The organism is Okibacterium sp. AC114, from assembly GCF_979253355.1.
On sequence record NZ_CEEDBR010000001.1, the window covers coordinates 310799 to 335070 of the forward strand.

Here is a 24272-nt window from a genome sequence, read left to right on the forward strand (position 1 = left end):
ACACTCCCGCGGGCCGCGCAGAAGGGGGGTTCCGAAGCCCGACGCGCTCGCTAGCGTGGATGCATGGACAAGCTCAAGAACCGACTCTGTGCCCCCACGCTCGCCTCGGCCGCGATCCTGACGCTTGCGCTCACCGGCTGCGCCACGGGCAACACCGACTTCGCCGGCAACGACACCCCGTCGGCCGCTGCCACCGCGCCCTCGACCAACGGCAACGCGTCGACGAACATCCCGGATGACGAGGAGGGCGACCGTGAAGCGAACGGCGAGATCCTCGAATGGGCCGAAGGCGTGCTCGACTACGACGACGGCGAGGGTATGGTCGCCGGCTCGCAGGGCCGATTCGATGAAGCAAGCTCCAACTCCGACAGCTACACCAGCCAGGCCCCGGGTTCGTACACGGTGAATGCGGTCTGCCGTGACGGTGGACCCGTGACGTTCGTCGTGTCGAGCAACGACGCCGAGGTCGCGCGGCAAGACGTGACCTGCGACGAGACCATCGTGCCGATTCAGGTCACGACCTCGAGCGAGGGGCTGAAGATCGAGACGTCCACGAAGAGCGACGGCGCCGACTGGGCCTACGCGCTGCGCGAGGGCGCCGGCTCCTAACCGGCCGCGACACCGATCGCGTCACTGATCGCGTCAGAACAATTTGCTCGCCGCGATCTCGGGCGGCTCCTCGAGCTCCAGCAGGAACAGCTTGCGCTCGAGGCCGCCCGCATATCCGGTGAGCGAACCGTCCGCGCCCACGACCCGGTGACACGGGATGACGATCGACACCGGGTTGCGCCCGACCGCCTGCCCCACCATCTGGGCCACCGTGCGCCCGCCGATCTCGGCCGCGATCTGCCCGTAGGTCACGGTCTGCCCGAACGGGATGCGCTCGAGCACCGCCCACACACGCTGCTGGAACTCGCTGCCGACGGGCGCGACCGGCAGCTCGAAGGTGGTGCGCTCGCCGTCGAAGTACTCTTCGAGTTGCGCCTGGGTCCGTTCGAAGACGGGGTCGCCAGTGGCCTCTCCGCGTTCGCCCCAGGCGGTGTCATCCGGCTTCGTCCAGTGACCGGGAAAATAGATGCCCGTCAGGCAATCGTCGTCGGCGACGAGCGTGAGGTCGCCGATACGCGTGTCGATGACGGCGTGCCGGGCGCTCACAGCATCCCCCACTCTTGGGCGCGCGTCACGGCTCGCGTGCGGCTCGACACCTCGAGCTTCTCGAACACGTGGATGAGGTGTGTTTTCACGGTGGCCTCACTGATGAATAAGGCCGTGGCGATCTGGGCGTTGCCGAGGCCGTCGGCCACGAGGCGCAAGACCTGTGTCTCGCGTGCGCTCAAAGACGGGGCCGCGGATGCCTGGGGCTCGCGCATGCGCCGCACCAGGGTCGCCGCGATGGCGGGTGCGAGAGCGGTCTGGCCCGCCACGACCGAGCGCACCCCCGCCACGATCTCCTCGGGCGGAGCCGCCTTCAGCAGGTACCCGCTCGCCCCCGCCTCGATGGCGCCGAGGATGTGGTCGTCGGTCTCGTAGGTGGTGAGGATGAGGACGCGTGTGGCCGGCTGCGCCTCGACGATGCGTGCCGTGGCCTGGCTGCCGTCGAGTTGTTCATCCGCGGACGCGGCGGGGTCGGGCATGCGCAGGTCCATGAGCACGAGATCGGGTCGTTCGGCGCGGGCGAGCTCGACGGCGGCGCGACCCGTCGCGGCCTGCCCGACGACCTCGATGCCGTCGGTCGCGCTCAGCAGGGCGACGATTCCGGCTCGCACGATGGGGTGATCGTCGGCGACCACGACGCGGATGGGCTCGGTCATGAGGTTCTCTCGGCTTGGGCCGCGCGCGCGGGTGCCGGCGAGGCGGTGGCCGCGCGCACGGGCGCAGACGTAGGAGCAGGTGCTGGCGCTCGCTCGGGCAACGGAGCCCGCGCGGTCAGGCTCGCGCCGAAGGGTTCGCCGCCCGGCGTCCGCAGCGTGCGGATGCTCACGGTGCCGTCCGCCAGTGCGAGGCGCTCGCGCATCCCGGCCAGGCCGAAGCCGCGCGCCGACAAGGCGTCGATGTCAGTCTGGGTCTCGGTCTGGTTCGGCGTCTCGGCTCCGTTCTCCGGTCCCGCCGTGCCCCGCGTCTCGGCCTCGGCCGGATACCCGCGCCCGTCATCATCCACGCGCAGCTCGACGAAGCCGCCCTCGACGCGCAGCGACACCACGGCGGCGGAAGCCCGGGCATGTTTGCGCACATTGGCGAGCCCCTCCTGGGCGCATCGCAGCAACATGACCTCGAGCTCGCGGGGGAGCGGCGGCAGGGCGTCGGTCTCGACATCCACCCTCAGCGAGGTTTCTCGCCCGAAACGCTCCGCCACGCGCCGCAACGCCTGCTCGAGCGTCGCATCGCTGTCGGGCAGTTTGGCGAGAGTGGCCACGAGGGCGCGGGCCTCTTCGAGCGCCTCGCGGCCCATCGACTCGATCGTCTCGAACGTTTCGGCAATCGCGGGTCTGCGCGCAACCGAGGCCTCATCCACCTCGCGTCGCCCGCGCTGCGCCAACATCACGATCCCGGTCACGCTCTGCGCGATGGTGTCGTGGATGTCGCGAGCGATCCGTTCCCGCTCGGCCGCCGCCCCGGCATCCCGACTCAGGCCGGCCAGCTGGTCTTGCGCGGCCGCCAACTCGTCGTAGAGCTGCGACTTCTGGCGTCCCAGCTCGGCGATGTTGTTGATCCACAGCCCGAGCACGATGCTGAAACCGAGCGACAGCCCCTCGATGAAGAAGCCCTCGATCCACAGGTGCCCGCTGCCGCCCAGGCCCGTGGCGTAGGCCACCACGAACAGGGGCGCGGCCACGACGTTGAGCACGATGGCGTGCCGGATGCTGCTCGACAGCACCCAGATGAGGGGGAACAGCAGGCACTGCATGATCAGCAGGTTCGGCTCGGCGAACACCCCGACCGCGACGACCAGGATGCTGGCGGCCAGATAGCCCGTCGCGCGCGGGCAGTCCTGCCGCAACAGGCGCTGGCCCCACGCGGCATAGAGCACGGCGAAGGCGACGAGTGTCCCCGCGGCCAGGAGGCGCATCTCGGGCGCGAGGTGCGGCATCCACCCGACGAGCCCGAGAAGCAGCACGACGAGGGCCCCCGTGCCCACATGCCACCACTTCATCGCCGTCTCCGATCGCCGCGAGCGTCGCACGCCCTGTCAGCTATCTTTGCGGATCCAGCGGAAGGTGACACGCGCCAGCACCATTCCGATGACGGCCCAGACGAGCAACGCGATGGCGACGCCGACCAGATTCCACTCGCCGCCCTGTTCGGCGGCCTCGAAGGACTCGGGCAGGAACACCGAACGCATGCCCTGCGCCATCCATTTGAGCGGGAAGATGCTCGCCACGTTCTGCAACCATTCGGGCAGCATCGTGAAGGACAGGTAGACCCCCGAGATGAACTGCAGCACCAACACCACCGGGATGACGACGGCCGTGGCGCTCTTGCCCGTGCGGGGCACGGCCGACAGCGCGATGCCGAGAACCGCCGCCGTCACGATGCCGAGCAGGTACACCCAGGCGAAGGTGAGCCAACGCGATGGTTCGGTGGGCAGCGCCACGTTGAACAGGAACCGCGCACACAGCAACAACAGGATGACCTGCATGATCGACGTCACGAGCACCTGCCCCGCCTTGCCGAGGAAATAGCTGATCACGGGCAACGGCGAACCGCTCAACCGTTTGAGGGTGCCGTCGCTTTTCTCGGTGGCGATGTCGACGGCGAGGTTCTGCACGCCCGACAGCAGGATGCCGGCGGCCATCATGCCCGGCAGGTAGAACGCCGCCTGCGAGATGCCGCCCGAACCGTCCGGATTGGTGCCGATGTTGCCGGTGCCGCTGAACGCGACCGAGAAGATCGCGAGCATGACGACGGGGAAGAGGAAGGTGAAGAACACCTGGTCGCCCGCGCGGAAGTACTGTTTGACCTCGTAGCCGATGCGGCGCACGCCGAGTCGCAGGCCGCGTCCCCGATCGAGTTTCGGCACACCCGTGTCGGGCGGCACCGAGGCGACGGCTGCCAAGGCGGCCGTCCGGGCGGGGTCGAGGTCGATATCCGTCGCTGCGGCTGTGCCGGTGGCGGCGCCGGTTTCGAGGCTCATGCGCGTTCTCCTGTCGCCGGTGTGGCGGTGTCGTTCGATGCGTGGGTCGAGGCGTTGATCGCGCGGGCCTCGTTCTGGGTTTCGGTGGCCGCGCGGGCGCGGGCATCGTTCTCGACCAGGTCGAGGTAGATGTCTTCGAGGCTCGGCCGCACGATCTCGACGTCGGTCGGTTCGCCCAGCTGGGCATAGAGCGCGGCGACGCGTTCGGCCGGCCGCGTGGTGCGTTCCTCGTGCGCAACCCCGGCCGCGTCGCGCCAGCGCACGGTCGGGATGCGCGCCTCGGTGCCGCCGATCTCGTCCACCGTGCCGATGTCGATCAGGCTTCCGCCGGCGATCACGGCCACACGGTCGCTCAGGTGTGCGGCCTCGTCGAGGTAGTGGGTGGTGAGCAGGATGCTGGTGCCGTCCGCCTTGAGCCCCTCGATGAGGCTCCAGAAATGACGTCGCGCCTCCGGGTCGAAACCGGTGGTCGGTTCGTCGAGGAAGAGCAACTGGGGGCGGCCGATGACGCCGAGCGCGACATCCACGCGGCGACGTTGCCCGCCCGACAACTGGCCGATGCGGGTCTTCGCCTTCGCCGTGAGGCCCACCGCCTCGATCACCTCGTCGACATCGCGTGGGCGCGAGTAATACCCGGCAAACTGCGAGACCTGCTCACGGACGGTGACGTTGGCGGCCTCGGCGCTCGACTGCAGGACGATGCCCAGCTGGGCCTTCCAGTCGAGACCGGCGTCGTTCGGGTCGACGCCCAACACACGTGCCTGCCCGCCCGAGCGCTTGCGAAAGCCCTCGAGAATCTCGATCGTGGTCGACTTGCCGGCGCCGTTCGGTCCCAGGAGGGCGAAGGTCTCGCCCCGGCGGATGTCGAATGTCACCCCGTTCAGGGCGTGGAAGGATCCGTAGTTCTTCTGAAGGTCGGTGACCTCGACGACGGTCTCAGATGTGCTCATAGTGCAATGCTCCGCGTTCCGGGCACCGCGCAACAGAGCCCGAACGGTGGAAAGCCCCATCAACCGATTGGTGGATGGCTGCGGTGGATGACAGCAAACCTGAGAACCCCCTGGATGGGGGACATTCTTTCCAATCCGGTTTCGGGGAGGCCCCCGAAGCTTTCGTGTCGGCCGGGAAATTCCAGCCGACGGAACAACGAATAGGAGTTCACCTGATGAATAGCTTCACGAAAAAGATCGGTACCGCTGGCGCGATCGGCGTCGCAGCATCCGCTCTGGTGGTCGGCGGAATCGTCGCCCCCGCGAACGCGGCTCAGAACGACGAGCCGAGCAACAGCCAGGACAGCTACTCGTTCGACAGCACCAGCACCACGCTGAACGACCTTCTCAACGGCATCCTCGGCGGCAACACCGCTTCGGGGATCGTCGGCAACGACACCGGCTTGATCGACGGCGGCCTCATCAACGGCCCCATCGTCGAGACCGGAGACATCGGCTCGGGCAACGAGGCGAGCGACATCGGCTCGGGTAACGAGGCCGGCAACGGCAACGAGGTGGGCTCGGGCAACGAGACCGGTTCGGGCAACGACGTCCAGGCGCCCATCGGCTCCGGCAACGACGTTCCGGTCGGCTCGGGCAACGATGTCGACGCACCCGTCGATGTCCCGATCGAGGCTCCCGTCGACGCACCCGTCGGCTCGGGCAACGACACGAGCGTGGACGCTCCCGTCGACGCCCCCGTCGGCAACGGCACCGAAACCGGTGTCGAGACCGGCGACGCCAACACGAACACCGACCTCGGCACCTCCGTGTCGAACTCGGTCGACGCCCTTCTCAACGACACCCTCGGTGGGTTGGGACTCGGCCGCTAAAACGGCCTGAGCGTGCGCGCCCTGTCTGGGCTGCGCGCACCCTCGCGAAGGGGCGGTCCCATCGGGGCCGCCCCTTTCTTCGTGCCCGGCACCGCCTCGGCGCGTCTCCGTGTGGCTCCGTGTGGCTCTATCGGCGGCCCGATGTCTGCCGGCTCGGTCACACCGAACGGTCGCCGCAGCAAATGCAAGCCCTCTCGCCTGTTCGGGTGCACCGGGTAGTGTGCCGACATGAGTGTTCTCGTCTCGCGCCTGGCCGAATGGATTGCTGACCAACGTTGGTATGCGACCAAGGGCAGGCAGCCCCGCATCCGCGTGATCGGAGCCCTCGAGGGCGTCGTGCCCGTCGGCCACCCGCACGCAGAGGGCGCCACCGTCGTCAGCTACCTCCTCATCGACGAGGCACACGAGAAGCCCGTTCTCTATCAGGTGCCGGTCGTCCACCGCGATGCGCCGCTCGAGGGTGGCGAGGCCTTCCTCATCGGTGAGGTCGACGGACGTCACCTTTATGACGGGCCCCACGACCCGGCCTACGCGGCATCCCTGCTGCACCAGATCACGCACGCGCTCGACACCTCGGGCGAGGGTGCGACGGCATCCGGCCACACGCTTCTCGACCCCGGTGTGCGCGTCAATTCCCGCGTCCTGCGCGGCGAGCAGTCGAACACCTCGATCATCTACGACGTCGAGGGCGGCCCCGTTCCCCACGTCATCGCCAAGGTTTTCCGTGTACTCCACCACGGCGAGAATCCGGATGTCACCACGCAGGCCGCCCTCACGAGTGGCGGGTCCCGTCGAGTGCCCACCTCCTTCGGTTCGCTGACGGCCACCTGGCCCGACCCGGGTCGCGAGAGCGGCACCGCCACCGGACACCTCGCGTTCGTGCAGGAGTTCCTGCCGGGACTCGAGGATGCCTGGCGCGTGGCCCTGCGTGCCGCCGAGGCCGGCGAGGACTTCTCCGAGCAGGCCTTCGAACTCGGGCGCACGGTCGCCGAGGTGCACCAGGTCTTGGCCGAGACCCTCGACACCGTCGAGGCCGGTCCCGACGAGATCGCGGGCGCGCTCGAGAGCATGCGCCGCCGCGTGCGCATCGCGTCCGCCGAGGCCCCCGCTGTCGCGCCGTTCGGCGCACGCATCCTCGCGCTCTACGACCGCACGGCCGAGGTCGAATGGCCGCGGCTCCAGCGCATCCACGGCGACCTGCACCTGGGCCAGGCCCTCTATTCGCCCGAGCGCGGGTGGGTTCTCCTCGACTTCGAGGGCGAACCGCTGCGTCCCATGCCCGAGCGCTCGCGCCCCGATGTCACGCTGCGCGACGTCGCCGGCATGCTGCGTTCGTTCGACTACGTGGCGGGTTCGCTCGCCCACAGCGACCCGCCCGTCGATGCCTCCGCCTGGGCGTCGACGGCCCGCCGCTCGTTCGTCGACGGTTACATCGCGGCATCCGGCACGGATGTCCGTGCCCAACGCGCCCTGCTCGACGCGTTCGAGATCGACAAGGCCGTCTACGAGGCGGTCTACGAGGCGCGCAACCGGCCCGACTGGGTGAGCATCCCCACCTCGGCGGTCGAGCGACTCGTCGCGCGTTCCGCCCCGCCCGTCGCCGAATAGGGCGCGGCGGCACGGCTGTTCTGCGGTGACGCGGGTCAGCGGTGGCGCGTTGTGCTCGGCGACTCGCCGAACCGCTCGCGATATTGGGCCGCGAACCGGCCCAGGTGCACGAAGCCCCAACTGTGCGCGACCGACGACACGGTTCCCTCATCGTCCCGTTCGAGCGCACGCAGTTCCTTACGCACGGCCTCGAGTCGCACCATCCGCAGATAGCTCAGCGGGGACATGTCGAAGGTGCGCTGGAATGCCGCCTGGATCCCGCGCACGCTCAAACCCGAGGCTTCGGCGATTCCCCGGATATCGACCGCACCGTGCGCATTGTCTTCGATGTACTGCACGGCCCGTCTAACGGACGCTGGCGCCGCTCCGGCATCCGGCAGTCGGGGCCTGTCCATGGTGCTGTTCGGGAACGTGCGCAGAAGCGCCAGGATGAGCGTGTGACGGGCCTCGTCCCGCACGAGCGGATTGGCCACGAATTCAGGATTACCGAGAACATCGCGGTTGGCGTGCTGCACGGCGGCCTGCCAGAGGCTGGCGCTCTCGGAATCGACGGGGTTGTTACCGGTGAACGCGAATCGGGGTCCGGCACCCAGCAGGCGGGCGACCTCGAGCACCTCGTCGGGGGCGATCGTGACGACTCCGAGCTGCAGGTCGTGCCAGGTGTTCTCGACCTCGCGATGCGGGTACAGCACGGGCGTGCGCACGTCGATGTTCTGCTGCCCCGAGCTCAGGCTCCAGCGGCCACCCAGCAGGTGCCCGACGACGAAGGCCGGTGTGACATCCATCGTCGCGGTCGCGCGAGCCTGGAACGTCAGGCGTTCGATCGTGAAATTGTCGTCACCGAGCGCGGTGTGTTCGAAGCCGAAGGCGCGGGGGTCGGCCGCCTGGATGCGGAAGCGCGAGTACCGTTTCGTGAGGTGCGCAGACGCCTCGTCGGGACTTGCGGTTTTGAACCGAAAATTGACCACCCTTCGGTCCATTCGGCCAAATTATCCGGTCGCTTCTCGCTGGCAAAGCGGGTTATCCAGAAAGCGCAGTCGGCTCCGTCATGCAGCGTTCGGCGGCGTAGCCGGGCGTGCCCGGGATGCGCAGAGCCCGGTCCCTGAGGAGAGTACTGCTCGGCCGACGCCGGTCGGCGCACACCGTGGCGAAGTCGGTGGTGCGATCGGTGTACTCGAGGCCGATGACCCGGGTGCCGTAGACGTCGGTGTACGCCGAACAGTTCTGGTCGGCCATGCAGTCTTCGGCCACGGCGAAGTCGAAGCCGATCTCGTCTGACCCCGCCCAACCCAGCTCGGGGGTGTTCTTCTGGCCGATGGGCATGCCGAGTGCGTGAGCCTTGGCAGTCAGGAGCGCAGCGAAGGCGGAGGCGGCGCCGAGGTCGAAGGCGCCCGCCGACTTCTTGTAGGAGTCGAGGTTGTCGAGCTCGACCGCCTGGAAGCCGCGGGCGGCGCAGTCTCGCAGCTCTCGCGTCTGGATCTCGGCGATGCGCCCGCGTTTGGCAGACGTCGAAATATCGAGGATGTATTCACCCGGCGCTTCGGGGTCGGCGAGGGGTGCGCCCGAGGCATCCCAGAGCAGGAGGTCGCGGTTGTTGCTCAACCAGAAGTCCACGTCGGCGCGCTGCGTCTGGAACGCGTCGATGGCGCACACGTTGTAGAGCCCCCGCTCGGGGAATGCCTTCGCGGTGCGCACGACGAGGTTCACGCCCGGGGCCGGATCGTAGGCACCACCGACTTGGTAGTCGGCGACGGGGGATTCGGGAAACGGGGCGATGCCGGCGGCGAGGGCTTCGTCGGATTCGGCGGCGGGTCGGGTGGCGCTCGGGCCGGGGTTCGAACCCGTGCCACCGGCGGCCAGGGGCTCGGCGCTGGCTCCGGCGCCGGCCGGCTGCCCGGCGCCGTCTGTGTCACCCGCGTCGTCGGCTGGCCCGTCGCCGAGCGGGCTGGCCCCGGCGGCGGCCTGCGCGGTGGCGCTCACGCTCGGGGCGTCGCTCGACGTTGCGAGCTGGCTGGCCGACGGCGCGACATGCGTGGTGGCGAACCCGGCGAGGGCGATGGTGGCGACCGCCCCGATGACCAGGGCGGTGCCGAGGCGGGGTGAGAGAGGGCGGCGGATGCGTGACACGTCAGGAAAGTAACAGCCGAAACTGGACCCCGGGAGGCCCGTCCTCCCAGAAAGGGCGAGGGTTATGGTTTCGTGATCGCCTTGTCATCATCCGTTCAGTTTCGCGCCGCCCAGCGTTCGGTCGGCGGGAATCACGGCCTCCCACGGCTCGTCATTCGTCGCCGCGGCCCGGTCGTCACACTCCCGTGCGCATCCACCCGTCGCCGCGCGCCCGCATCCACAGCGTGACGCCGCGTGCGCCGAGATAGCCGAACATGAAGGCCCCCGTCAGCGTGGCGAGCCCGCTCGCGCCGGAACCACCCCAGGCGCCGGCTGCGAGGGCGAGCGGCACGAAGACGGCCAGGTTGATGAGCCCCGTGAGCGCCAGATAGCGCGCATCGCCCGCCCCGATGAGCACGCCGTCGAGCACGAACACGACGCCGCCGAGCGGTGCGGCCACACCGGTGATGACGAGGCTGAGCTGGATGAGTTGGGCGAGACGTGGGTCGCCCGTGAACAGCAACCCGATGGCCCCGCTCAGAAGCGCGACGACGAGCCCCAGCACCACACCCGAGAGAAGGCCCCACTGCAGACAGCGTTTCAGGACCTGTTTCACGCCGGCGACGTCGGCCGCCCCGAGCCCCTTGCCGATGAGGGCCTGCGCGGCGATGGCCAGGGCGTCGAGGGCGAACGCCAGCGTGGCGAAGATCGTCATGACCACCTGGAAGCCGGCCAATTCGTCGGTGCCGAGCGATGTGGCGATGGCGACGGCCAACAGCATGGCGGCGCGCAGGCTCGCCGTGCGCACGAGCAACCATCCGCCCGATTTCGCCGACCCGCCGATGCCGCCGAGGTGTGGGCGCACGCGCGCCTGCGTGCGCCGGGCGTGCCGGCCCACGACCACGGCGTAGGCCACGAACATGCCCCACTGTGCGACGACGGTGCCGACGGCAGAACCGGCGATACCCCACCCCGCGCCATAGATGAGGAGGAAGTTGAGCAGGATGTTGGCGCCGAAACCGGCTCCCGCGACGACGAGCGGCGTCGTGGTGTCTTGCAACCCGCGCAAGAGGCCTGTGCCGGCGAAGATGGCGAGCATGGCCGGGATGCCGAGCATCGAGATGGCCAGGTAGGTGTGCGCCTGTTCGGCCACCCCGGGCGACGCGCCGAACAACGACACGACGGATGGTGCGAAAATCAGCCCGGCGATCGTGAGCCCGACTCCGAGTAGCAGCGCCAGCCACACGCCGTCGATGCCCACCGACACGGCGCCCCGCTCGTCTCCGGCACCCCATCGTCGCGCTGCGGCGGGAGTCGTGGCGTAGGCCAGGAACACCATGAGGCCGATGATCGTCTGCAGCACGGCGCTGGCGATTCCGAGGCCCGCGAGGGGTTCGACGCCGAGGTGCCCGACCATGGCCGAATCGGCCAACAAGAAGAGCGGCTCGGCGATGAGGGCACCGAGCGCGGGCACCGCCAGGCGAACGATCTGGCGATCGACCGTTGGAGGCGCTGGCGGGGTCATGGTTCGACCCTAGCGGCGGCCACCGACGGTGCCGATCCGCCCCTGCCGAGCGTCGGTGGAGGCGTCTAGGGTGGAGGAATGACTGACGCTCCGCTCTCCTCCGGCATCGCCCTCGACGAACTCGATCCCGCGGTTCGCCCACAAGACGACCTGTTTCGGCACGTCAACGGAAAATGGATCGACCGCACCGAGATTCCGGGCGACAAGGCGCGATGGGGCTCGTTCCATCAGCTCGCCGAGGCGGCGGAGAAGAACGTCCAGCACATCATCTTCGACGCGCAGAACGCTGCCGATGGCACTGTCGAGCGCAAGATCGGCGACCTCTACACGAGCTTCATGAACGACGAGGCCATCGAGCGGCTGGGCATCGAGCCCGTGCTCGAACATCTGGCCCAGGCATCCGCGGTCGATTCCGTGCCGGCGCTGTTGCGCACCATCGGCGAGCTGCAACGACAGGGCATCGGCGGCGTCTTCCAGCCCTTCGTCGACAACGACCCGGGCAACCCCGAGCGCTACCTCGTCTTCCTCGAGCAGGGCGGCATCACGCTGCCCGACGAGAGCTACTTCCGCGACGAGAAGTTCGAGGCCGTGCGCGCGGCCTACCTCGCCCACCTGCAGACCATGTTCGAGCTCGCCGCCGAGGCCGGTGCGCCGGCAGGAGCTGACGATGCGGCCGCGCGGGCCGAGCGCGTGTTCCAGCTCGAGACCGATATCGCGGCCCTGCACTGGGACAACGTCAAGACGCGCGACAGCCAGGCCACCTACAACCTGCGCACCTGGGACGAGTTCGCGTCCGCTGCGGGTGGGTCCGACGCCGACGCCGACACCGGCTCCTCGATCGATCTCGACGTGTGGCGCTCGGCGCTCCTCGGTGAGCATGAGCACGCCTTCGCCGAGGTCGTCGTGCGCGAGCCCAGCTTCTTCGAGCAGGTCGGCGGCCTCTTCACCGACGACCGTCTCCCGGCCTGGCGCGACTGGCTGGCCTGGAAGATCGTGCACTCCGCCGCCCCCTACCTGCCGGCCGCCTTCGTCGAGGCCAACTTCGACTTCTACGCACGCACGCTCACGGGCACCCCCGATATGCGCGATCGATGGAAGCGCGCCGTCTCCCTCGTCGAGGGCGCCCTGGGCGAGGCCGTCGGCCAGGTCTACGTCGCCCGCCACTTCCCGCCGCAGGCGAAAGACAGCATGGATGTCTTGGTCGCCAACCTGGTCGAGGCCTACCGCCAGTCCATCGAGGCCCTTGACTGGATGAGCGAAGAGACCCGCCTCAAGGCCCTCGACAAGCTGTCGAAATTCACGCCCAAGATCGGTTTCCCCGTGAAATGGCGCGACTACTCCGAGCTCGTCATCGACCCGGACGACCTGTTCGGCAACGTGCGCCGGTCGAACCTGTTCGATCTGAACCGCGAGCTCGGCAAGATCGGTCAGCCGCTCGACCGCGACGAGTGGTTCATGACGCCGCAGACCATCAACGCCTACTACAACCCCGGCTTCAACGAGATCGTCTTCCCCGCCGCCATCCTGCAGTACCCGTTCTTCGACGAGACGCGCGACTCCGCTGCCAACTACGGTGCCATCGGCGCCGTCATCGGCCACGAGATCGGTCACGGCTTCGACGACCAGGGCTCGCAGTACGACGGCGACGGTCGCCTCACCAACTGGTGGACGGATGCCGACCGCCAGGCCTTCGAGCAGCGCACGGCGTCGCTTATCGCGCAGTTCGACGCCCTCGCGCCCGCCCAGGTGCCCGATCAGCACGTCAACGGCTCGCTCACCATCGGTGAGAACATCGGCGACCTCGGTGGTCTTGCCATCGCGTGGAAGGCCTACGTCATCTCGCTCGATGGCGCAGAGCCGCCCGTCATCGACGGGCTCAGCGGGGCCGAGCGCTTCTTCCTGTCGTGGGCTCAGGCGTGGCAGCAGAAGGGGCGCGACGCCGAGGTCATCCGCCTCCTGTCGATCGATCCGCACTCGCCCAACGAGTTCCGCTGCAACCAAATTGTCAGAAACATCGACGAGTTCTACGCTACTTTTGGCGTCACCGAAAAAGACGCCCTCTGGCTGCCGCCCGAGCAGCGCGTCTCCATCTGGTAGCCGAAAGAGTTTCGTGACGTCAACGCCTCCGCCTTCCCACGGTCGTGCCCGCCGACGGCAGCGGCCACGAGCTCGCCACCGGTCCGTCGAGCACGCCGAGAGTTTTTCGCGCAGCCTCAAGGCGCTCGATTTCTTGGCGCGCAACGGCGTGCAGGTGTCGGCGCGCGTGAGCGACCTCACGACGGGCGAAGAGCTGTTGTCGGTCGACGACTACGTCATCATGCCGACGGCGGGCATCGGCACCACGCTGCTGCTCGTCGATGTCGCCGCCAAACTCAACGACACCGAATTCGCGGCGCTCACCATCCTCGATCGCGAGTCGACCGACTTCGTGTCGCAGAGCGGCATCTGGCAGCACCTGCAGGCGCCCTCGTTGCCCGTCGCCGATGTGGCCGCGCTCATCGGGGCAACGGGCGACAACCTCGCCACCAACGTGTTGCTGCGCAAGGTCGGTCTCGACGCCGTGCGGGTGCGCACGGAAGACCTCGGGCTGCGGCGCATGGCGCTGCTCGATGTGGCCCGCGACAAACGCGGCCCCGACGACGCGCCGCATCTCTCGGTCGGCTCGATGAAAGAGGTCAATTGGCTTTTCGCGTCACTCGCGCGCGGCACGATCGTCGACCAGGCCACCAGCCAGCGCGTCGTCTCCTGGCTCAGCCTCGGCCATGATCTCTCGCTCGTCGCCTCGGCGTTCGGCCTCGACCCGGGGTCCCACCGGGCGGGCGACCACGGTTTGCGGCTTTTCAATCGCACCGGTGTGGCCTCCGGTCTGCGCGCCGAGGCGGGCGTGCTCACGGGCACGCGAGCGGGTGTCTCCTACGCGGTCGGGGTCACCTTCACCGACGACAGCCTGCAGGCGCGGCTCGCCGTCATCGACGCGCTCCGCACCATCGGCTACGACCTCGTCGAATACGTGCAGGACTAGCGGCTCGGTTCACACCGGTTCACGGCCGTCGCCCGTGCGCTTCGCTTGCCGCGCAAGCACGCCACACGTTCAGGCCGTGAGTGATTCCTTCACAGCCGCCACAGTCTCCGGTGCGCTCAGCACCTTGAAGTGCCCGTGCACCGGAACCTGCACGTTACGCGCCTCCGACAGCACGCTGCCGTCAGGAACCTGAGCGTCGAAGGTGCCGAAGATCGAGGTGATGCGCGGGTTCACCGACGCATCCGCCCCCAACTGCACGATCGTTTCGTCGGCAGGGTCGAAGATGCGCAGGCGCGGGTCGAGCATGTACTTGGCCCGCCGCGAGCCGGCGAAGGGGGTTGCGATGGCCGTCAGCTTCTCGATCCCCAACTCGGCGCCGTGAGCGCGCAACAGGTATTTGCCGATCAGGCCGCCCTTGCTGTGCGCCAGAATGGCCCGGCCGCCCGACGGCACGGGCAGTGCGCGCAGCGCCTTCGTCAGCCGCGTCGCGGTTTCGGCGATCGGCAACAGGTTGTAGCCGAGCCCACCGACCGGCGCGATGCGATAGCCGTCCTCGTTGAGGGCGTCGGCGATGACGCGCAAGAAGTTCCACGTTTCATAGACGCCCGGCAGCAGCAGCACGGTCGGCTTCGCCGGGTCGCCGTGCCGGTATCGATCCGGCGGTTCCGGATGCAGCGCCGCCTCCGCGTGCAGCCGGGCCGACTCGATGAAGTCCGCCGTCGTCCACAGGGCCTCCTGAATCAGCGACGGCCTCGCCCGCTGAATCGCGTTCGCGTCCGTGTCCGTGTCCGCGCCTACGCGGTCAGACGCCTGCTCGCCCGCGCGCGTCGCGTCACCTCGGCCGCCGAGCGGTCCGAATTCGTGTGTGCTCAGCGCATCCTCATCGCTCATCGGTGGCTCCCCGCCCGCACGTGCTTCAGGATGAGCTCGCCCACGCGCCGATAACCCGTAATCATGGTCTCGTGCCCCCGCCCCGGCACCTCGGCCAGATGTGCGTGCGGCATGATCGTAGCGACGCGCACAGCCCAGTCGTGCGGGCAAACCGGGTCTTTCGCGCCCCGGATCACCAGCGTGCGGGCTTGCACCCGCGGCAGCGTCGCCTCGACCCGATGGTTCATCATGCTGCCGAGTTTCTCGATGTACCACCGCGGCCCGGCTTTCACGTAGTACCGCGCCCCCATCCACAACACACGCGGGTGGGTCGTCGACAGGTCTTGCACCAACCGCATCGCCTGCTTCGGCACGGTGCGTTCGGCGGGGTTCACGGTCGGCGCGATCAGCACGACGGTGTCGAAGAGTTCCGGATGCCGCGCGGCAGCCTCGGCCACGATCTGTGTGCCCATCGAATGCCCGACGAGTACGGGCCGTTCGATGCGCCACCGTTCCACGAGCTCGGCGAGCAGCTCGCCCGACGCAACCATGTCGAGCGGCCGGGCGGGTTCGGGAGCGTCGCCGAAACCGGGCAGGTCGAGCGCATACACGCGCCCCACCTTCTCCAGAATCTGCGACAGCCCCGACCAGTAGCGGTGCCCCATGCCGATGCCGTGCACGAGCACGAAACTTGGCCCCGTGTGCAGCCCCGATTCGGTCACGAGCGTCACGCGCTGTTCCGAATGAAACTCACGCGTCGAGCTCGACCTGTGCGGTTCGGCGATCGGGCGCCGCCGCCGTCGCACCCGGTCGAGCACGCTCAATCGATCGCTCCCGCGGCGGAGAGCAACCGCAGCACCTCTCGCCCGGCGGGCGGGCAGCGGTCGGCATCTCGCGTGTCGCACCAGTGCAGGGCGCTGACCTCGCTCGAGGGATGCGGCATCTCGCTCGTGTCGGTGCCGAAAACCGTCATGCGCACCATCCGCCCCTCGGCCTGCCCGTGAGCCAACGTCTCAACGACGAACAACTCGGTCAGATCGGATGGCTCGAGTGCCAGTCGCACCTCTTCGAACGCCTCGCGCGCCGCCGCCTCGGCCGGTGTCTCACCCGCATCGACCTTGCCGCCCGGCATGTAGTGCACGTCCCGCCCCCGCGCCGTCACCATGAGCACGCGCCGCTCACGCACCAGCGCGATCGCGGCCACATCGAGCGGTGGCGGGGGCGTCGAAGTCACCCCTCCAGACTATCCGCGGGTCGTCTGCCCGCGTTCGCCCTGCTCGGAACGACGTCGGGCGATCAGCATGCCCGCGGTTCCCGCGCCCAGCAGGAGCAGTGACAGCGTGGGAAGGGCCGCCGAATCAGCTCCCGTTTCGGGAAGGGTCGCGCCGGACGGAGTGGATGACGTCACATACAGGTCGCGGTACTCGACACCCCAATCGAAGCCGAGGTAAGGGAAGTACGGGCTGGATGCCGGGGCATCGAGCATCTGGCGAGCCTTGAAGGAGTACGCGCCGGGCTCGAGCTGCAGGGTGGTGGCCCAGGTTCCGTCAGGGCCGACGACCGTTTCGTGAACGATCTCGGGCGCGTAGTCCCCGTCGAGGTCCGCATCCCGGATGCCGGCGAACGGATAGCCCAACACCACGACGCGAGCTCCCACCACTCCCGTGCCGGTGAATGGTACGTCGATCAGCGAACCCGGTCCGGTAACGGTCTGGCCGGCAGCGGGCGACGACAAGCCGACCATCTCCATCGTCGGTGGCGTCAGGTTGAAGGACGTCTGCACCGAAGAAATCAGGTCGCCTTCGAAGCTCGACGTGACGGTGACGGTCTGCTTGGTGTAGGCGTCTTGCGGGTAGGTGAGAGTGAGGAAGAAAGCGCCGGTCGTATCGGAATAGTCGAACGCGATCAGATTGCCGGCCGGGTCCAAGACCCGGATTTCGGTGAGAGGCCCGGCTTCGCCCACGATGAAGACGCGTTCGCGGCTCTCGTACCGTTCCGGGTCCTCATTGCCACGCAGGGTGATCTGCGTTTCGCCGGGGTTGGGCGGGTCGGTCGGGTCCGGTGCCGGAACGACCTCCGGCACGGGTGCGGGCCCGGGTCCGGCATCCGCGCGAGCCGCAGGCGCTACGGTCGCGGAGGAGGATGACTCGCGGGGAACGTTTTCGACATCTCCCGAACCGTCCGCCGGGATGTCGGTCGGGACGGGTGCGTCAGGGGCCACCGTCGGCACGGGCGGTGCCGGTGCGACAGGGGTAATCGGCGAAATCGGCGTGGTCGGCGCCACCGGCACGTCGGTCGACGGAGCATCGGGGCCTGCGGTTCCCGCTTCGGGAGTACCGGCGGCTGGCGCATCCGTTGCCGCGGGCGTAGCGACCGGCGACGTGACACCCCATGCCGGAGCCGCGAGCGTCAGCGCGCTCCCCGCGACAAGAAGAAAAGCCGCGCCGGTGGCAACGGTCGTGCGTGTGAAAGGCGTCATCGCCTGGTCCCCGATTCTGACGCCTGCTGCGCCCCCAAAAAGTTTGCTCGGCGCGGAGGCACCGAACGCGTCATGTCTACCATTCGGCCGCCCCTTTTGAACGGGCTCAACCTGGCCGGATCGCCTTTCGTTATCGATCCGTTGCCCGGCATCGATGTGCGGGGGAAGCGTCTGCCGCGGCACCGCGGCGGATGCCCCGAAAACGCATTCCGTTAGGATGGTTCGCAACCAGGCAGCCAGCCTGGGTTCTGTTTTTATTGGGAGTATCGTGGCCGCACCGACCCGTCTTGATTCCGTCATCGCCCTGGCCCGCCACCGCGGGTTCGTCTTCCAGGCGGGTGAAATCTACGGGGGTTCTCGCTCCGCCTGGGACTACGGTCCCTTGGGCGTCGAGCTCAAAGAGAACATCAAGCGCCAGTGGTGGAAGACCATGGTGCAGTCGCGCGACGACGTGGTCGGGCTCGACTCGAGCGTCATCCTGCCGAAGCAGGTGTGGGAGGCATCCGGTCACGTCGAGGTGTTCACCGACCCGCTCGTCGAGTCCACGATCACCCACAAGCGTTACCGCGCTGACCACCTGTGGGAGGCCTTCGAGGCGAAGCACGGCCGTGAGCCGTCGAGCTGGGACGAAGTGCCAGACCCCGACACCGGAAACCGCGGCAACTGGACCGAGCCGCGCGCCTTCTCCGGCCTGCTGAAGACCAACCTGGGCCCCGTCGACGACGAGAGTGGCTTGCACTACCTGCGCCCCGAGACCGCGCAGGGCATCTTCGTGAACTTCGCCAACGTGCTGCAGGCCGCGCGCATCAAGCCCCCGTTCGGCATCGGTCAGATCGGCAAGTCGTTCCGCAACGAGATCACGCCCGGAAACTTCATCTTCCGCACGCGCGAGTTCGAGCAGATGGAGATGGAATTCTTCGTCGAGCCCGGCACCGACGAGACCTGGCACCAGTACTGGATCGACGAGCGCCTGCGCTGGTACACCGACCTCGGCATCAACCCCGACAACCTGCGTCTCTACGAGCACGCACAGGAGAAGCTGTCGCACTACTCGAAGCGCACCGTCGACATCGAATACCGTTTCGGTTTCACGGGCGGCGAGTTCGGTGAGCTCGAGGGTGTGGCCAACCGCACCGACTACGACCTGACGACGCACTCGAAGGCATCCGGCAAAGATCTGTCGTACTTCGACCAGGCCAAGAACGAGCGCTGGACGCCGTATGTCATCGAGCCCGCGGCCGGCCTGACCCGCTCGCTGATGGCGTTCCTGGTCGACGCCTATCACGAAGAAGAGGTGCCCAACGCGAAGGGCGGCACCGACAAGCGCACCGTGCTGAAGCTCGACCCGCGCCTGGCGCCCATCAAGGCCGCCGTGCTGCCGCTGTCGCGCAACGAGGCCCTCTCGCCGCTCGCACGTCAGGTCGCCAAGACGCTGCGCGAGCAGTGGAACGTCGACTTCGACGACGCGGGTGCCATCGGTCGTCGTTACCGTCGCCAGGATGAGATCGGCACGCCGTTCTGCATCACGGTCGACTTCGATTCGCTCGAGGACAACGCCGTGACCGTGCGCGACCGCGACACCATGCAGCAGGAGCGCGTCTCCATCGACGAGCTCTACCTCTATCTCGCCGAGCGGCTGCGCGGCGCCTAGCCACACCTGCTCGATTGCACGTCGCCACGGGAGTGGCACAGCAGCGCGGCCCCCATCGTGTCATCCGATTGACACGGTTCGGGCCGCGCTGCCAGCATGAGAACGCCCACGTCTAGAAGGAGCCCCATGTCGGACAACAACTCGAACAACGACCCCTCGCCCTACGGCGACCAGAACGCGCACAACTCCGGTCAGCAGCCGGGTGGCTCCGACCAGGGTCAGGGCTACGGCCAGCAGCCTTCCTACGACCAGCAGCAGTACGGTCAGCAGCCGTCGTACGACCAGCAGCAGGCGTACGGCCAGCAGCCGGTCTACGGTCAGCAGGGCTCTGACCAGCCCTACGGTCAGCAGCCGGCCTATGGTCAGCAGCAGTACGACGCGCAGCAGTACGGCGCCTATGGTCAGCAGCCCCAGAAGTACAACGTGCTCTCGATCGTCTCGCTCGTCGGCGCCATCATCGGCTTCAACGTGATCGCCGTCATCCTGGGCTTCATCGCGCTCTCGCAGATCAAGAAGACGGGCGAGCAGGGCAAGGGCCTGGCCATCGCCGGTATCGTCATCGGCTTCGTCTACCTGGCCTTCATCATCCTGATCACCATCTTCGTGATCATCGTCAGCATCGGCGCCGCGTCATCGGGTGACTATTCCTCGTTCTAACGCTCGTCACGAAACGCCCCGCCGACTCGAACGGCGGGGCGTTTCGCGTTAACGCTGCGGGCGTCGGAGGGTGCTGGCGCCGCGAGCGGCCAGTCAGGAACCGGCGCGCCGGTCGAGCTAAGCGGTGGCTTCGCCGCGAGCGGCGTCGTCGGCGACCGCGCGGTCTTCGGCGGCCGAGGCCAGGCCGTCCACCGAGATGCCGAACAACGTCTCGATGGCGTCGCGGTATTTCTGCGCTTCACCGGCGCGCGCGAAGTCCTTGGCGCGCGTGGTGGGCGTGTGCAGCAGGACGCCCGTCAGGTGGCGCAGGGCGCGGGCGGTCTCGCCGTCGTCGCCGCGACCCGCCGCGCGCTGGATCTCGTCTTCGAGCAGGTCGAAAACATGGCTGCGCAGGGCGACGACTGCGTCGGACACGCTCTGCTCGTCGGTGACGTCGGAGAACTTGCGGGCCGCGCGGGACACGATCTTGCGCGCCTCGTCGGTGGCCTGCAGCTCTTCGAGGGGCGCGTGGATGCGGATGGTCTCGAGGTCGAGCAGCTCGACGCCGCGAACGGTCTGCACGTCGGGGTCGACGTTGCGGGGCAGCCCCATGTCGATGACGAGCTGCGCGCGCGCATCGTGGTCGACCGGGCAGCCGTCGGCGGCTTCGAGGGTCGCGCCGTCGAGTCCCGTTCCCGCGGTCAGGTCGGCTGCGGCAGCGGAGTGGGCGACAGCGGGGGCTGAGGCGGCGGCGCCGATGGGGGTGACGGTGGCTGCGGCATCCGTGCCCGCCGCGTGTGCCTCGAGTCGGCCGCGCTGCAACAGCTCGGCGTCGATGACGTGGCCGTTGGCGGTGGTGCAGGTGACGATGACGTCGACGGATGCTGCGAGCCGCGCGAAGTCGGTCGACGACACGTTGTCCATGTCGTGCTTGGTGGCGAAGCGCGCGCCGCGGCCCGAGGGGGAGTAGACGCTCACGTCGGTGACGCCGCGGTCGCGCAGGGCGGCGAGGCTGGCGCCCGCGTAAGCGCCCGTGCCGACGAGGAGGACCTTGGTGGCCGACCAGTCGTTGATGCGGCTCTCGGCCAGGTCGAGCGCGAGGCGCACGATGGAACGGCCGGCGCGGCCGAGCGGGGTGCGGTTCTTGATGCCGCGGGAGGTCTGTGAGGCCCGCTGGAACAAACGCTCGAGATCGCTCGACGTGGTGCCCTCTTCGCGGGCGCGCTCGAGGGAGCGGCGCACCTGGCCGGCGATCTCGCCTTCGCCCACGACGACGGATTCGAGCCCGGCGGCGACCGCGAACAGGTGCTCGGCGGCGTCTTGCCCCGAGTGCACCTCGAGGCTCTGGCGCAGGATGGCGGCGTCGATGCCGCTGGCGGCCGCGACGGCGTCTGCGGTGGCCTCGAGGGCGACGGCCTGGGCGCTCGTGAGCGGCTCATCGAAGTCGATGTAGGCCTCGAAGCGGTTGCAGGTGGCGACGACCACGGCGCCCGAGACGCATTCGGTGTGTTCGGTGATGCGGCGCGCGACCGAGTCGGTGCGTACGCTCAAGGCCTCGAGGAGGTCGAAGCTGGCGTTTTTGTGACTCGCCGTCAAACACATGAGCACCGAACCATTCTACGCGCTCGCCGCTGTGCCCGGGGCCCCGCGGTTTCGCCCTGCACGAACGTGCGGGTCACGACCGGGTTCCGGGGCCCGCCGACCGCGCCGGGTTTGAGAGAATGGGGGAGTGAAACTCTCCCCGCAGCATCCGCTCGCCTCTGGCCGCACCACCGATTCGCGTCTCGTGCGCACCTACCAGGGCGTTCGGCAGGCGGTCACGCCCGTGTGGTTCATGCGTCAGGCGGGCCGGTCGTTGCCGGAGTACCGCGATCTGCGCATCGGCACGGCCATGCTCGACGCCTGCCTCAAACCCGAGATGGCCTCGGAGATCACGTTGCAGCCCATTCGCCGCCACGGGGTCGACGCGGGCATCTTCTTCAGCGATATCGTGGTGCCGCTCAAGCAGGTCGGTGTCGACGTCGACATCGTTCCGGGCAAGGGTCCGGTGCTCGGCAAGGCCGTTCGCACGGCGGCGGATGTCGACGAGCTCATCTCCCTCGACCCCGCCATCCTCGACGAAACCCTTGCCCCCGTGCGCGAGGCCGTGGCCATGACGGTCGCCGAACTGGGCGAGAACCACGGCGACACGCCGTTGATCGGTTTCGCGGGAGCACCCTTCACGCTGGCGGCCTATCTCGTCGAGGGCGGTCCGTCGAAAGACCACATCCGCGCGCGCACGCTCATGCACGCCGATCCCGAGTCGTGGGCCAAGCTCATGGCCTGGTCGGCCGAGGTCACGGGGCGTTTCCTGCGCGCCCAGGTGCTCGCCGGGGCCTCCGCCGCGCAGCTGTTCGACTCGTGGGCGGGCGCGCTGTCGCTCGACGACTACGTGCGGCACGTGGCACCGGCATCGTCGAAGGCCCTCGAACATGTCCGCGACCTCAGCTACGACGTGACGACATCCGAGTCGGATGCCGAGGGCGCGGCTCATGAGACCACGCACGCCCGCAACGTTCCCATCGTGCACTTCGGGGTGGGCACGGGCGAGCTGTTGAAGGCCATGCACGACATCGGCGCCGACGTGGTGGGTGTCGACTACCGTGTGCCGCTCGACGAGGCGTCGCGCCGGCTCGGGGGAGTCGTCACGCTGCAGGGCAACGTCGACCCCGCCATCCTGTCGGCACCGTGGCCCGTGCTCGAGGCCCATGTGGTCGACGTGCTCGAGCGCGGCAAGGTCGCGCCGGCCCACGTGCTGAACCTCGGCCACGGCGTGCCTCCCGAGACCGACCCGACCGTGCTCACGCGTCTCGTCGAGTTCGTGCACGACTACCGCTAATGAGCGAGCGTCACGTTTCCGAGCGCCACGTGTCAGAGCTGCACGCGGTCGTCGTGGGCGGCGGCGTCGCAGGGCTCGTCGCCGCGCGCGAGATCGCCAAGATCGGCGTGCGCGTCACCATCCTCGAGGCCACGGATGCCGCGGGTGGCGCCCTCGCGCAGGTGCAGGTCGCGGGCCTCACCGTCGACAGCGGCGCCGAGAGCTATGCCACGCGTGGCGGACACGTGGCGTCCCTCGTGCACGACCTCGGACTCGACGACGAGATCGTGAAGCCCAACCCCCAGGGCGCGTGGCTGCGACTGCCCGATGCGGCCGGCGGCGAGTTGACCATCCCCATGCCCAAGGGCGGCGTGCTCGGCATCCCCTCTAATCCTTTCGCCGACGATGTTCGCCGGGCTCTCGGCTGGGGCGGCGCGTGGCGGGCCTACCTCGACCGCGTCATGCCCGTGCTGGCGATAGGCCGCGTGCACAACCTCGGGCGTCTCGTCGAGAAGCGCATGGGCCGCAAAGTGCTCGAGCGTCTCGTCTGGCCCGTCGCAGGCGGCGTCTACTCGGCCAGCCCCTACGACCTCGAGGTCGACCTCGCGGCGCCCGGGTTGAACAAGGCGCTCACACGGGCCGGGTCGCTGTCGGGCGCCATCGCGCTTCTGCGCGGCGACGCCAAACCCGGTTCGGCCGTCTCGGGTCTGCGCGGCGGCATGTACCGCCTCGTCGAGGCCCTCGTCGAGAGCGTAGAAAGCCTGGGCGGCGTGTTGCGCACCGAGGCCCGCGTGGCCGCTATCGAGACGCTGCCCGGGGCCGACGCCGCTTCTCCCGCGACTCCCCGCTGGCGCACCGTGCTCGCCGACGGCGAGACCATCGACAGCGACTTCCTCGTCCTCGCGGCACCCGAGAGTGTCACGCGCGCGCTGTTGTCCGAACTGCCGGGTTCCGAGCCGCTCCGCGAGGCCCTCGACGAGGTTCCGGATGGCCCCGCCCCCATCGAACTCGTCACCCTCGTGCTCGACGCCCCCGCCCTCGACACCTACCCGCGCGGCACCGGAATCCTGGTCGCCCCGGGCTCCTCGGTCCGCGCCAAAGCCATGACGCACTCCGACGCCAAGTGGTCGTGGCTCGCCGAACGCGCCGCCGAAGACGGGCCGCACCGCCACGTCATCCGACTGTCCTATGGGCGGCAGGGCGACACCGATTCGACGGCCGCCCTCGGCGACGACGAACTGGTCGCGCAGGCGCTCGCCGACGCATCCATTCTCTTCGGCACCCCACTCACGGCCGAGCAGGTCGTCGACGCCGCACGCACGCCCTGGCGGGGCACCGTTCCCGTCGCGACGATCGGTCACCGTCAGGCCGTCGAGCGCGTGCGAGAGGCCGTCGAACTCTTCGAGGGTCTCGAGGTGGCGGGCGCCTGGCTGAGTGGAACGGGGCTGGCATCGGTGGTTCCGGATGCCGCGGCCGCCGCATCCCGAGTGCGACACGCTGTCGTCGCCGAAACCTCTATGCCCTGAGACGAATACGGGCGCAACCCCTGGGCGGCGACCCCCGC

Annotated in this window: 22 protein-coding genes; 9 read left to right on the forward strand and 13 right to left on the reverse strand. The window is 68.7% G+C overall.

The annotated features are described in order from the left end of the window. The first annotated feature begins 63 nt into the window (after positions 1-63). Entirely contained in the window at positions 64-609 is a 546-nt protein-coding gene (locus ACZ6IE_RS01485) for a hypothetical protein (protein WP_464606455.1), read from the forward strand. 33 nt (positions 610-642) lie between these two features. Here ACZ6IE_RS01485 and ACZ6IE_RS01490 read toward each other — a convergent pair whose 3' ends face one another. The 5 genes from ACZ6IE_RS01490 to ACZ6IE_RS01510 are packed head-to-tail and all read right to left on the reverse strand — an operon-like array spanning position 643 to position 5082. After that, entirely contained in the window at positions 643-1155 is a 513-nt protein-coding gene (locus ACZ6IE_RS01490; RefSeq protein WP_464606456.1) for a methylated-DNA--[protein]-cysteine S-methyltransferase, read from the reverse strand. After that, entirely contained in the window at positions 1152-1811 is a 660-nt protein-coding gene (locus ACZ6IE_RS01495; protein WP_464606457.1) for a response regulator, read from the reverse strand. Before ACZ6IE_RS01495 ends, ACZ6IE_RS01490 begins: the two co-directional genes overlap by 4 nt. Then, on the reverse strand, positions 1808-3151 hold the full coding sequence (locus tag ACZ6IE_RS01500; protein ID WP_464606458.1) for a sensor histidine kinase: 1344 nt from the start codon (positions 3149-3151) through the stop codon (positions 1808-1810). Before ACZ6IE_RS01500 ends, ACZ6IE_RS01495 begins: the two co-directional genes overlap by 4 nt. Before the next feature lie 36 nt (positions 3152-3187). Continuing rightward, entirely contained in the window at positions 3188-4132 is a 945-nt protein-coding gene (locus ACZ6IE_RS01505) for an ABC transporter permease (protein ID WP_464606459.1), read from the reverse strand. After that, positions 4129-5082: an ABC transporter ATP-binding protein gene (locus ACZ6IE_RS01510; RefSeq protein WP_464606460.1), complete on the reverse strand. Its 954-nt coding sequence runs from the start codon at positions 5080-5082 to the stop codon at positions 4129-4131. Before ACZ6IE_RS01510 ends, ACZ6IE_RS01505 begins: the two co-directional genes overlap by 4 nt. 215 nt (positions 5083-5297) lie before the next feature. Between ACZ6IE_RS01510 and ACZ6IE_RS01515 the strand changes: the two genes are divergently transcribed. Beyond that, positions 5298-5954 (forward strand): hypothetical protein, encoded by a 657-nt coding sequence (locus ACZ6IE_RS01515; RefSeq protein WP_464606461.1) that lies wholly within the window; start codon positions 5298-5300, stop codon positions 5952-5954. Positions 5955-6182: 228 nt separating this feature from the next. Continuing rightward, a complete protein-coding gene (locus ACZ6IE_RS01520; protein ID WP_464606462.1) occupies positions 6183-7562 on the forward strand; it encodes a maltokinase N-terminal cap-like domain-containing protein in 1380 nt (459 codons plus the stop codon). A 35-nt stretch (positions 7563-7597) separates the two neighbouring features. On the opposite strand, the gene ACZ6IE_RS01525 is transcribed toward ACZ6IE_RS01520, so the two are convergent. The 3 genes from ACZ6IE_RS01525 to ACZ6IE_RS01535 all read right to left on the reverse strand — a co-directional run bounded on the left by ACZ6IE_RS01525 (position 7598) and on the right by ACZ6IE_RS01535 (position 11193). Further along, positions 7598-8542 carry an AraC family transcriptional regulator gene (locus ACZ6IE_RS01525; protein ID WP_464606463.1) on the reverse strand — a complete coding sequence of 315 codons (945 nt, stop codon included), beginning with the start codon at positions 8540-8542 and terminating at the stop codon, positions 7598-7600. Between the two features lie 40 nt (positions 8543-8582). After that, on the reverse strand, positions 8583-9689 hold the full coding sequence (locus ACZ6IE_RS01530) for an endo alpha-1,4 polygalactosaminidase (protein WP_464606464.1): 1107 nt from the start codon (positions 9687-9689) through the stop codon (positions 8583-8585). A 175-nt stretch (positions 9690-9864) separates the two neighbouring features. Further along, positions 9865-11193, reverse strand: a complete 1329-nt coding sequence (locus tag ACZ6IE_RS01535) for an MATE family efflux transporter (protein WP_464606465.1) — start codon at positions 11191-11193, stop codon at positions 9865-9867. 78 nt (positions 11194-11271) lie between these two features. Here ACZ6IE_RS01535 and ACZ6IE_RS01540 point away from each other — a divergent pair, with 78 nt between their 5' ends. Together ACZ6IE_RS01540 and ACZ6IE_RS01545 are read left to right on the forward strand one after the other, a co-directional pair. Further along, positions 11272-13290 (forward strand): M13 family metallopeptidase, encoded by a 2019-nt coding sequence (locus tag ACZ6IE_RS01540; RefSeq protein ID WP_464606466.1) that lies wholly within the window; start codon positions 11272-11274, stop codon positions 13288-13290. Positions 13291-13423: 133 nt separating this feature from the next. Further along, entirely contained in the window at positions 13424-14215 is a 792-nt protein-coding gene (locus tag ACZ6IE_RS01545) for a serine hydrolase (RefSeq protein ID WP_464606467.1), read from the forward strand. A 69-nt stretch (positions 14216-14284) separates the two neighbouring features. Here ACZ6IE_RS01545 and ACZ6IE_RS01550 read toward each other — a convergent pair whose 3' ends face one another. From ACZ6IE_RS01550 to ACZ6IE_RS01565, 4 genes are all read right to left on the reverse strand, one after another. Continuing rightward, on the reverse strand, positions 14285-15106 hold the full coding sequence (locus ACZ6IE_RS01550; RefSeq protein WP_464606468.1) for an esterase/lipase family protein: 822 nt from the start codon (positions 15104-15106) through the stop codon (positions 14285-14287). Further along, a complete protein-coding gene (locus tag ACZ6IE_RS01555; protein WP_464606469.1) occupies positions 15103-15816 on the reverse strand; it encodes an alpha/beta fold hydrolase in 714 nt (237 codons plus the stop codon). Before ACZ6IE_RS01555 ends, ACZ6IE_RS01550 begins: the two co-directional genes overlap by 4 nt. Before the next feature lie 89 nt (positions 15817-15905). Then, positions 15906-16319, reverse strand: coding sequence for an NUDIX domain-containing protein (locus ACZ6IE_RS01560; RefSeq protein WP_464606470.1), 414 nt, complete (start codon positions 16317-16319; stop codon positions 15906-15908). A gap of 9 nt (positions 16320-16328) precedes the next feature. Continuing rightward, positions 16329-17564 (reverse strand): LPXTG cell wall anchor domain-containing protein, encoded by a 1236-nt coding sequence (locus tag ACZ6IE_RS01565; RefSeq protein ID WP_464606471.1) that lies wholly within the window; start codon positions 17562-17564, stop codon positions 16329-16331. A gap of 268 nt (positions 17565-17832) precedes the next feature. Between ACZ6IE_RS01565 and ACZ6IE_RS01570 the strand changes: the two genes are divergently transcribed. Next, a complete protein-coding gene (locus tag ACZ6IE_RS01570; protein WP_077054302.1) occupies positions 17833-19215 on the forward strand; it encodes a glycine--tRNA ligase in 1383 nt (460 codons plus the stop codon). A 126-nt stretch (positions 19216-19341) separates the two neighbouring features. Next, positions 19342-19872 carry a DUF4190 domain-containing protein gene (locus ACZ6IE_RS01575; RefSeq protein WP_464606472.1) on the forward strand — a complete coding sequence of 177 codons (531 nt, stop codon included), beginning with the start codon at positions 19342-19344 and terminating at the stop codon, positions 19870-19872. 117 nt (positions 19873-19989) lie between these two features. On the opposite strand, the gene ACZ6IE_RS01580 is transcribed toward ACZ6IE_RS01575, so the two are convergent. Further along, a complete protein-coding gene (locus ACZ6IE_RS01580; RefSeq protein WP_464608570.1) occupies positions 19990-21453 on the reverse strand; it encodes a glutamyl-tRNA reductase in 1464 nt (487 codons plus the stop codon). A gap of 127 nt (positions 21454-21580) precedes the next feature. On the opposite strand from ACZ6IE_RS01580, the gene hemE reads away from it, so the two are divergent. Together hemE and hemG are read left to right on the forward strand one after the other, a co-directional pair. Further along, on the forward strand, positions 21581-22729 hold the full coding sequence (gene hemE, locus ACZ6IE_RS01585; protein ID WP_464606473.1) for a uroporphyrinogen decarboxylase: 1149 nt from the start codon (positions 21581-21583) through the stop codon (positions 22727-22729). Then, positions 22729-24234 (forward strand): protoporphyrinogen oxidase, encoded by a 1506-nt coding sequence (gene hemG / locus ACZ6IE_RS01590; RefSeq protein ID WP_464606474.1) that lies wholly within the window; start codon positions 22729-22731, stop codon positions 24232-24234. The genes hemE and hemG overlap by 1 nt, the downstream gene beginning before the upstream one ends. The last annotated feature ends 38 nt before the right edge of the window (positions 24235-24272 follow it).

Bases quoted from the DNA above. Each gene is read 5' to 3' on its own strand.
- ACZ6IE_RS01485 (WP_464606455.1), top strand. From the start codon at position 64: ATGGACAAGCTCAAGAACCGACTCTGTGCCCCCACGCTCGCCTCGGCC.
- ACZ6IE_RS01495 (WP_464606457.1), bottom strand. From the start codon at position 1,811: ATGACCGAGCCCATCCGCGTCGTGGTCGCCGACGATCACCCCATCGTG.
- ACZ6IE_RS01500 (WP_464606458.1), bottom strand. From the start codon at position 3,151: ATGAAGTGGTGGCATGTGGGCACGGGGGCCCTCGTCGTGCTGCTTCTC.
- ACZ6IE_RS01505 (WP_464606459.1), bottom strand. From the start codon at position 4,132: ATGAGCCTCGAAACCGGCGCCGCCACCGGCACAGCCGCAGCGACGGAT.
- ACZ6IE_RS01510 (WP_464606460.1), bottom strand. From the start codon at position 5,082: ATGAGCACATCTGAGACCGTCGTCGAGGTCACCGACCTTCAGAAGAAC.
- ACZ6IE_RS01515 (WP_464606461.1), top strand. From the start codon at position 5,298: ATGAATAGCTTCACGAAAAAGATCGGTACCGCTGGCGCGATCGGCGTC.
- ACZ6IE_RS01520 (WP_464606462.1), top strand. From the start codon at position 6,183: ATGAGTGTTCTCGTCTCGCGCCTGGCCGAATGGATTGCTGACCAACGT.
- ACZ6IE_RS01525 (WP_464606463.1), bottom strand. From the start codon at position 8,542: ATGGACCGAAGGGTGGTCAATTTTCGGTTCAAAACCGCAAGTCCCGAC.
- ACZ6IE_RS01535 (WP_464606465.1), bottom strand. From the start codon at position 11,193: ATGACCCCGCCAGCGCCTCCAACGGTCGATCGCCAGATCGTTCGCCTG.
- ACZ6IE_RS01540 (WP_464606466.1), top strand. From the start codon at position 11,272: ATGACTGACGCTCCGCTCTCCTCCGGCATCGCCCTCGACGAACTCGAT.
- ACZ6IE_RS01550 (WP_464606468.1), bottom strand. From the start codon at position 15,106: ATGAGCGATGAGGATGCGCTGAGCACACACGAATTCGGACCGCTCGGC.
- ACZ6IE_RS01565 (WP_464606471.1), bottom strand. From the start codon at position 17,564: ATGACGCCTTTCACACGCACGACCGTTGCCACCGGCGCGGCTTTTCTT.
- ACZ6IE_RS01575 (WP_464606472.1), top strand. From the start codon at position 19,342: ATGTCGGACAACAACTCGAACAACGACCCCTCGCCCTACGGCGACCAG.
- ACZ6IE_RS01580 (WP_464608570.1), bottom strand. From the start codon at position 21,453: ATGTGTTTGACGGCGAGTCACAAAAACGCCAGCTTCGACCTCCTCGAG.
- hemG (WP_464606474.1), top strand. From the start codon at position 22,729: ATGAGCGAGCGTCACGTTTCCGAGCGCCACGTGTCAGAGCTGCACGCG.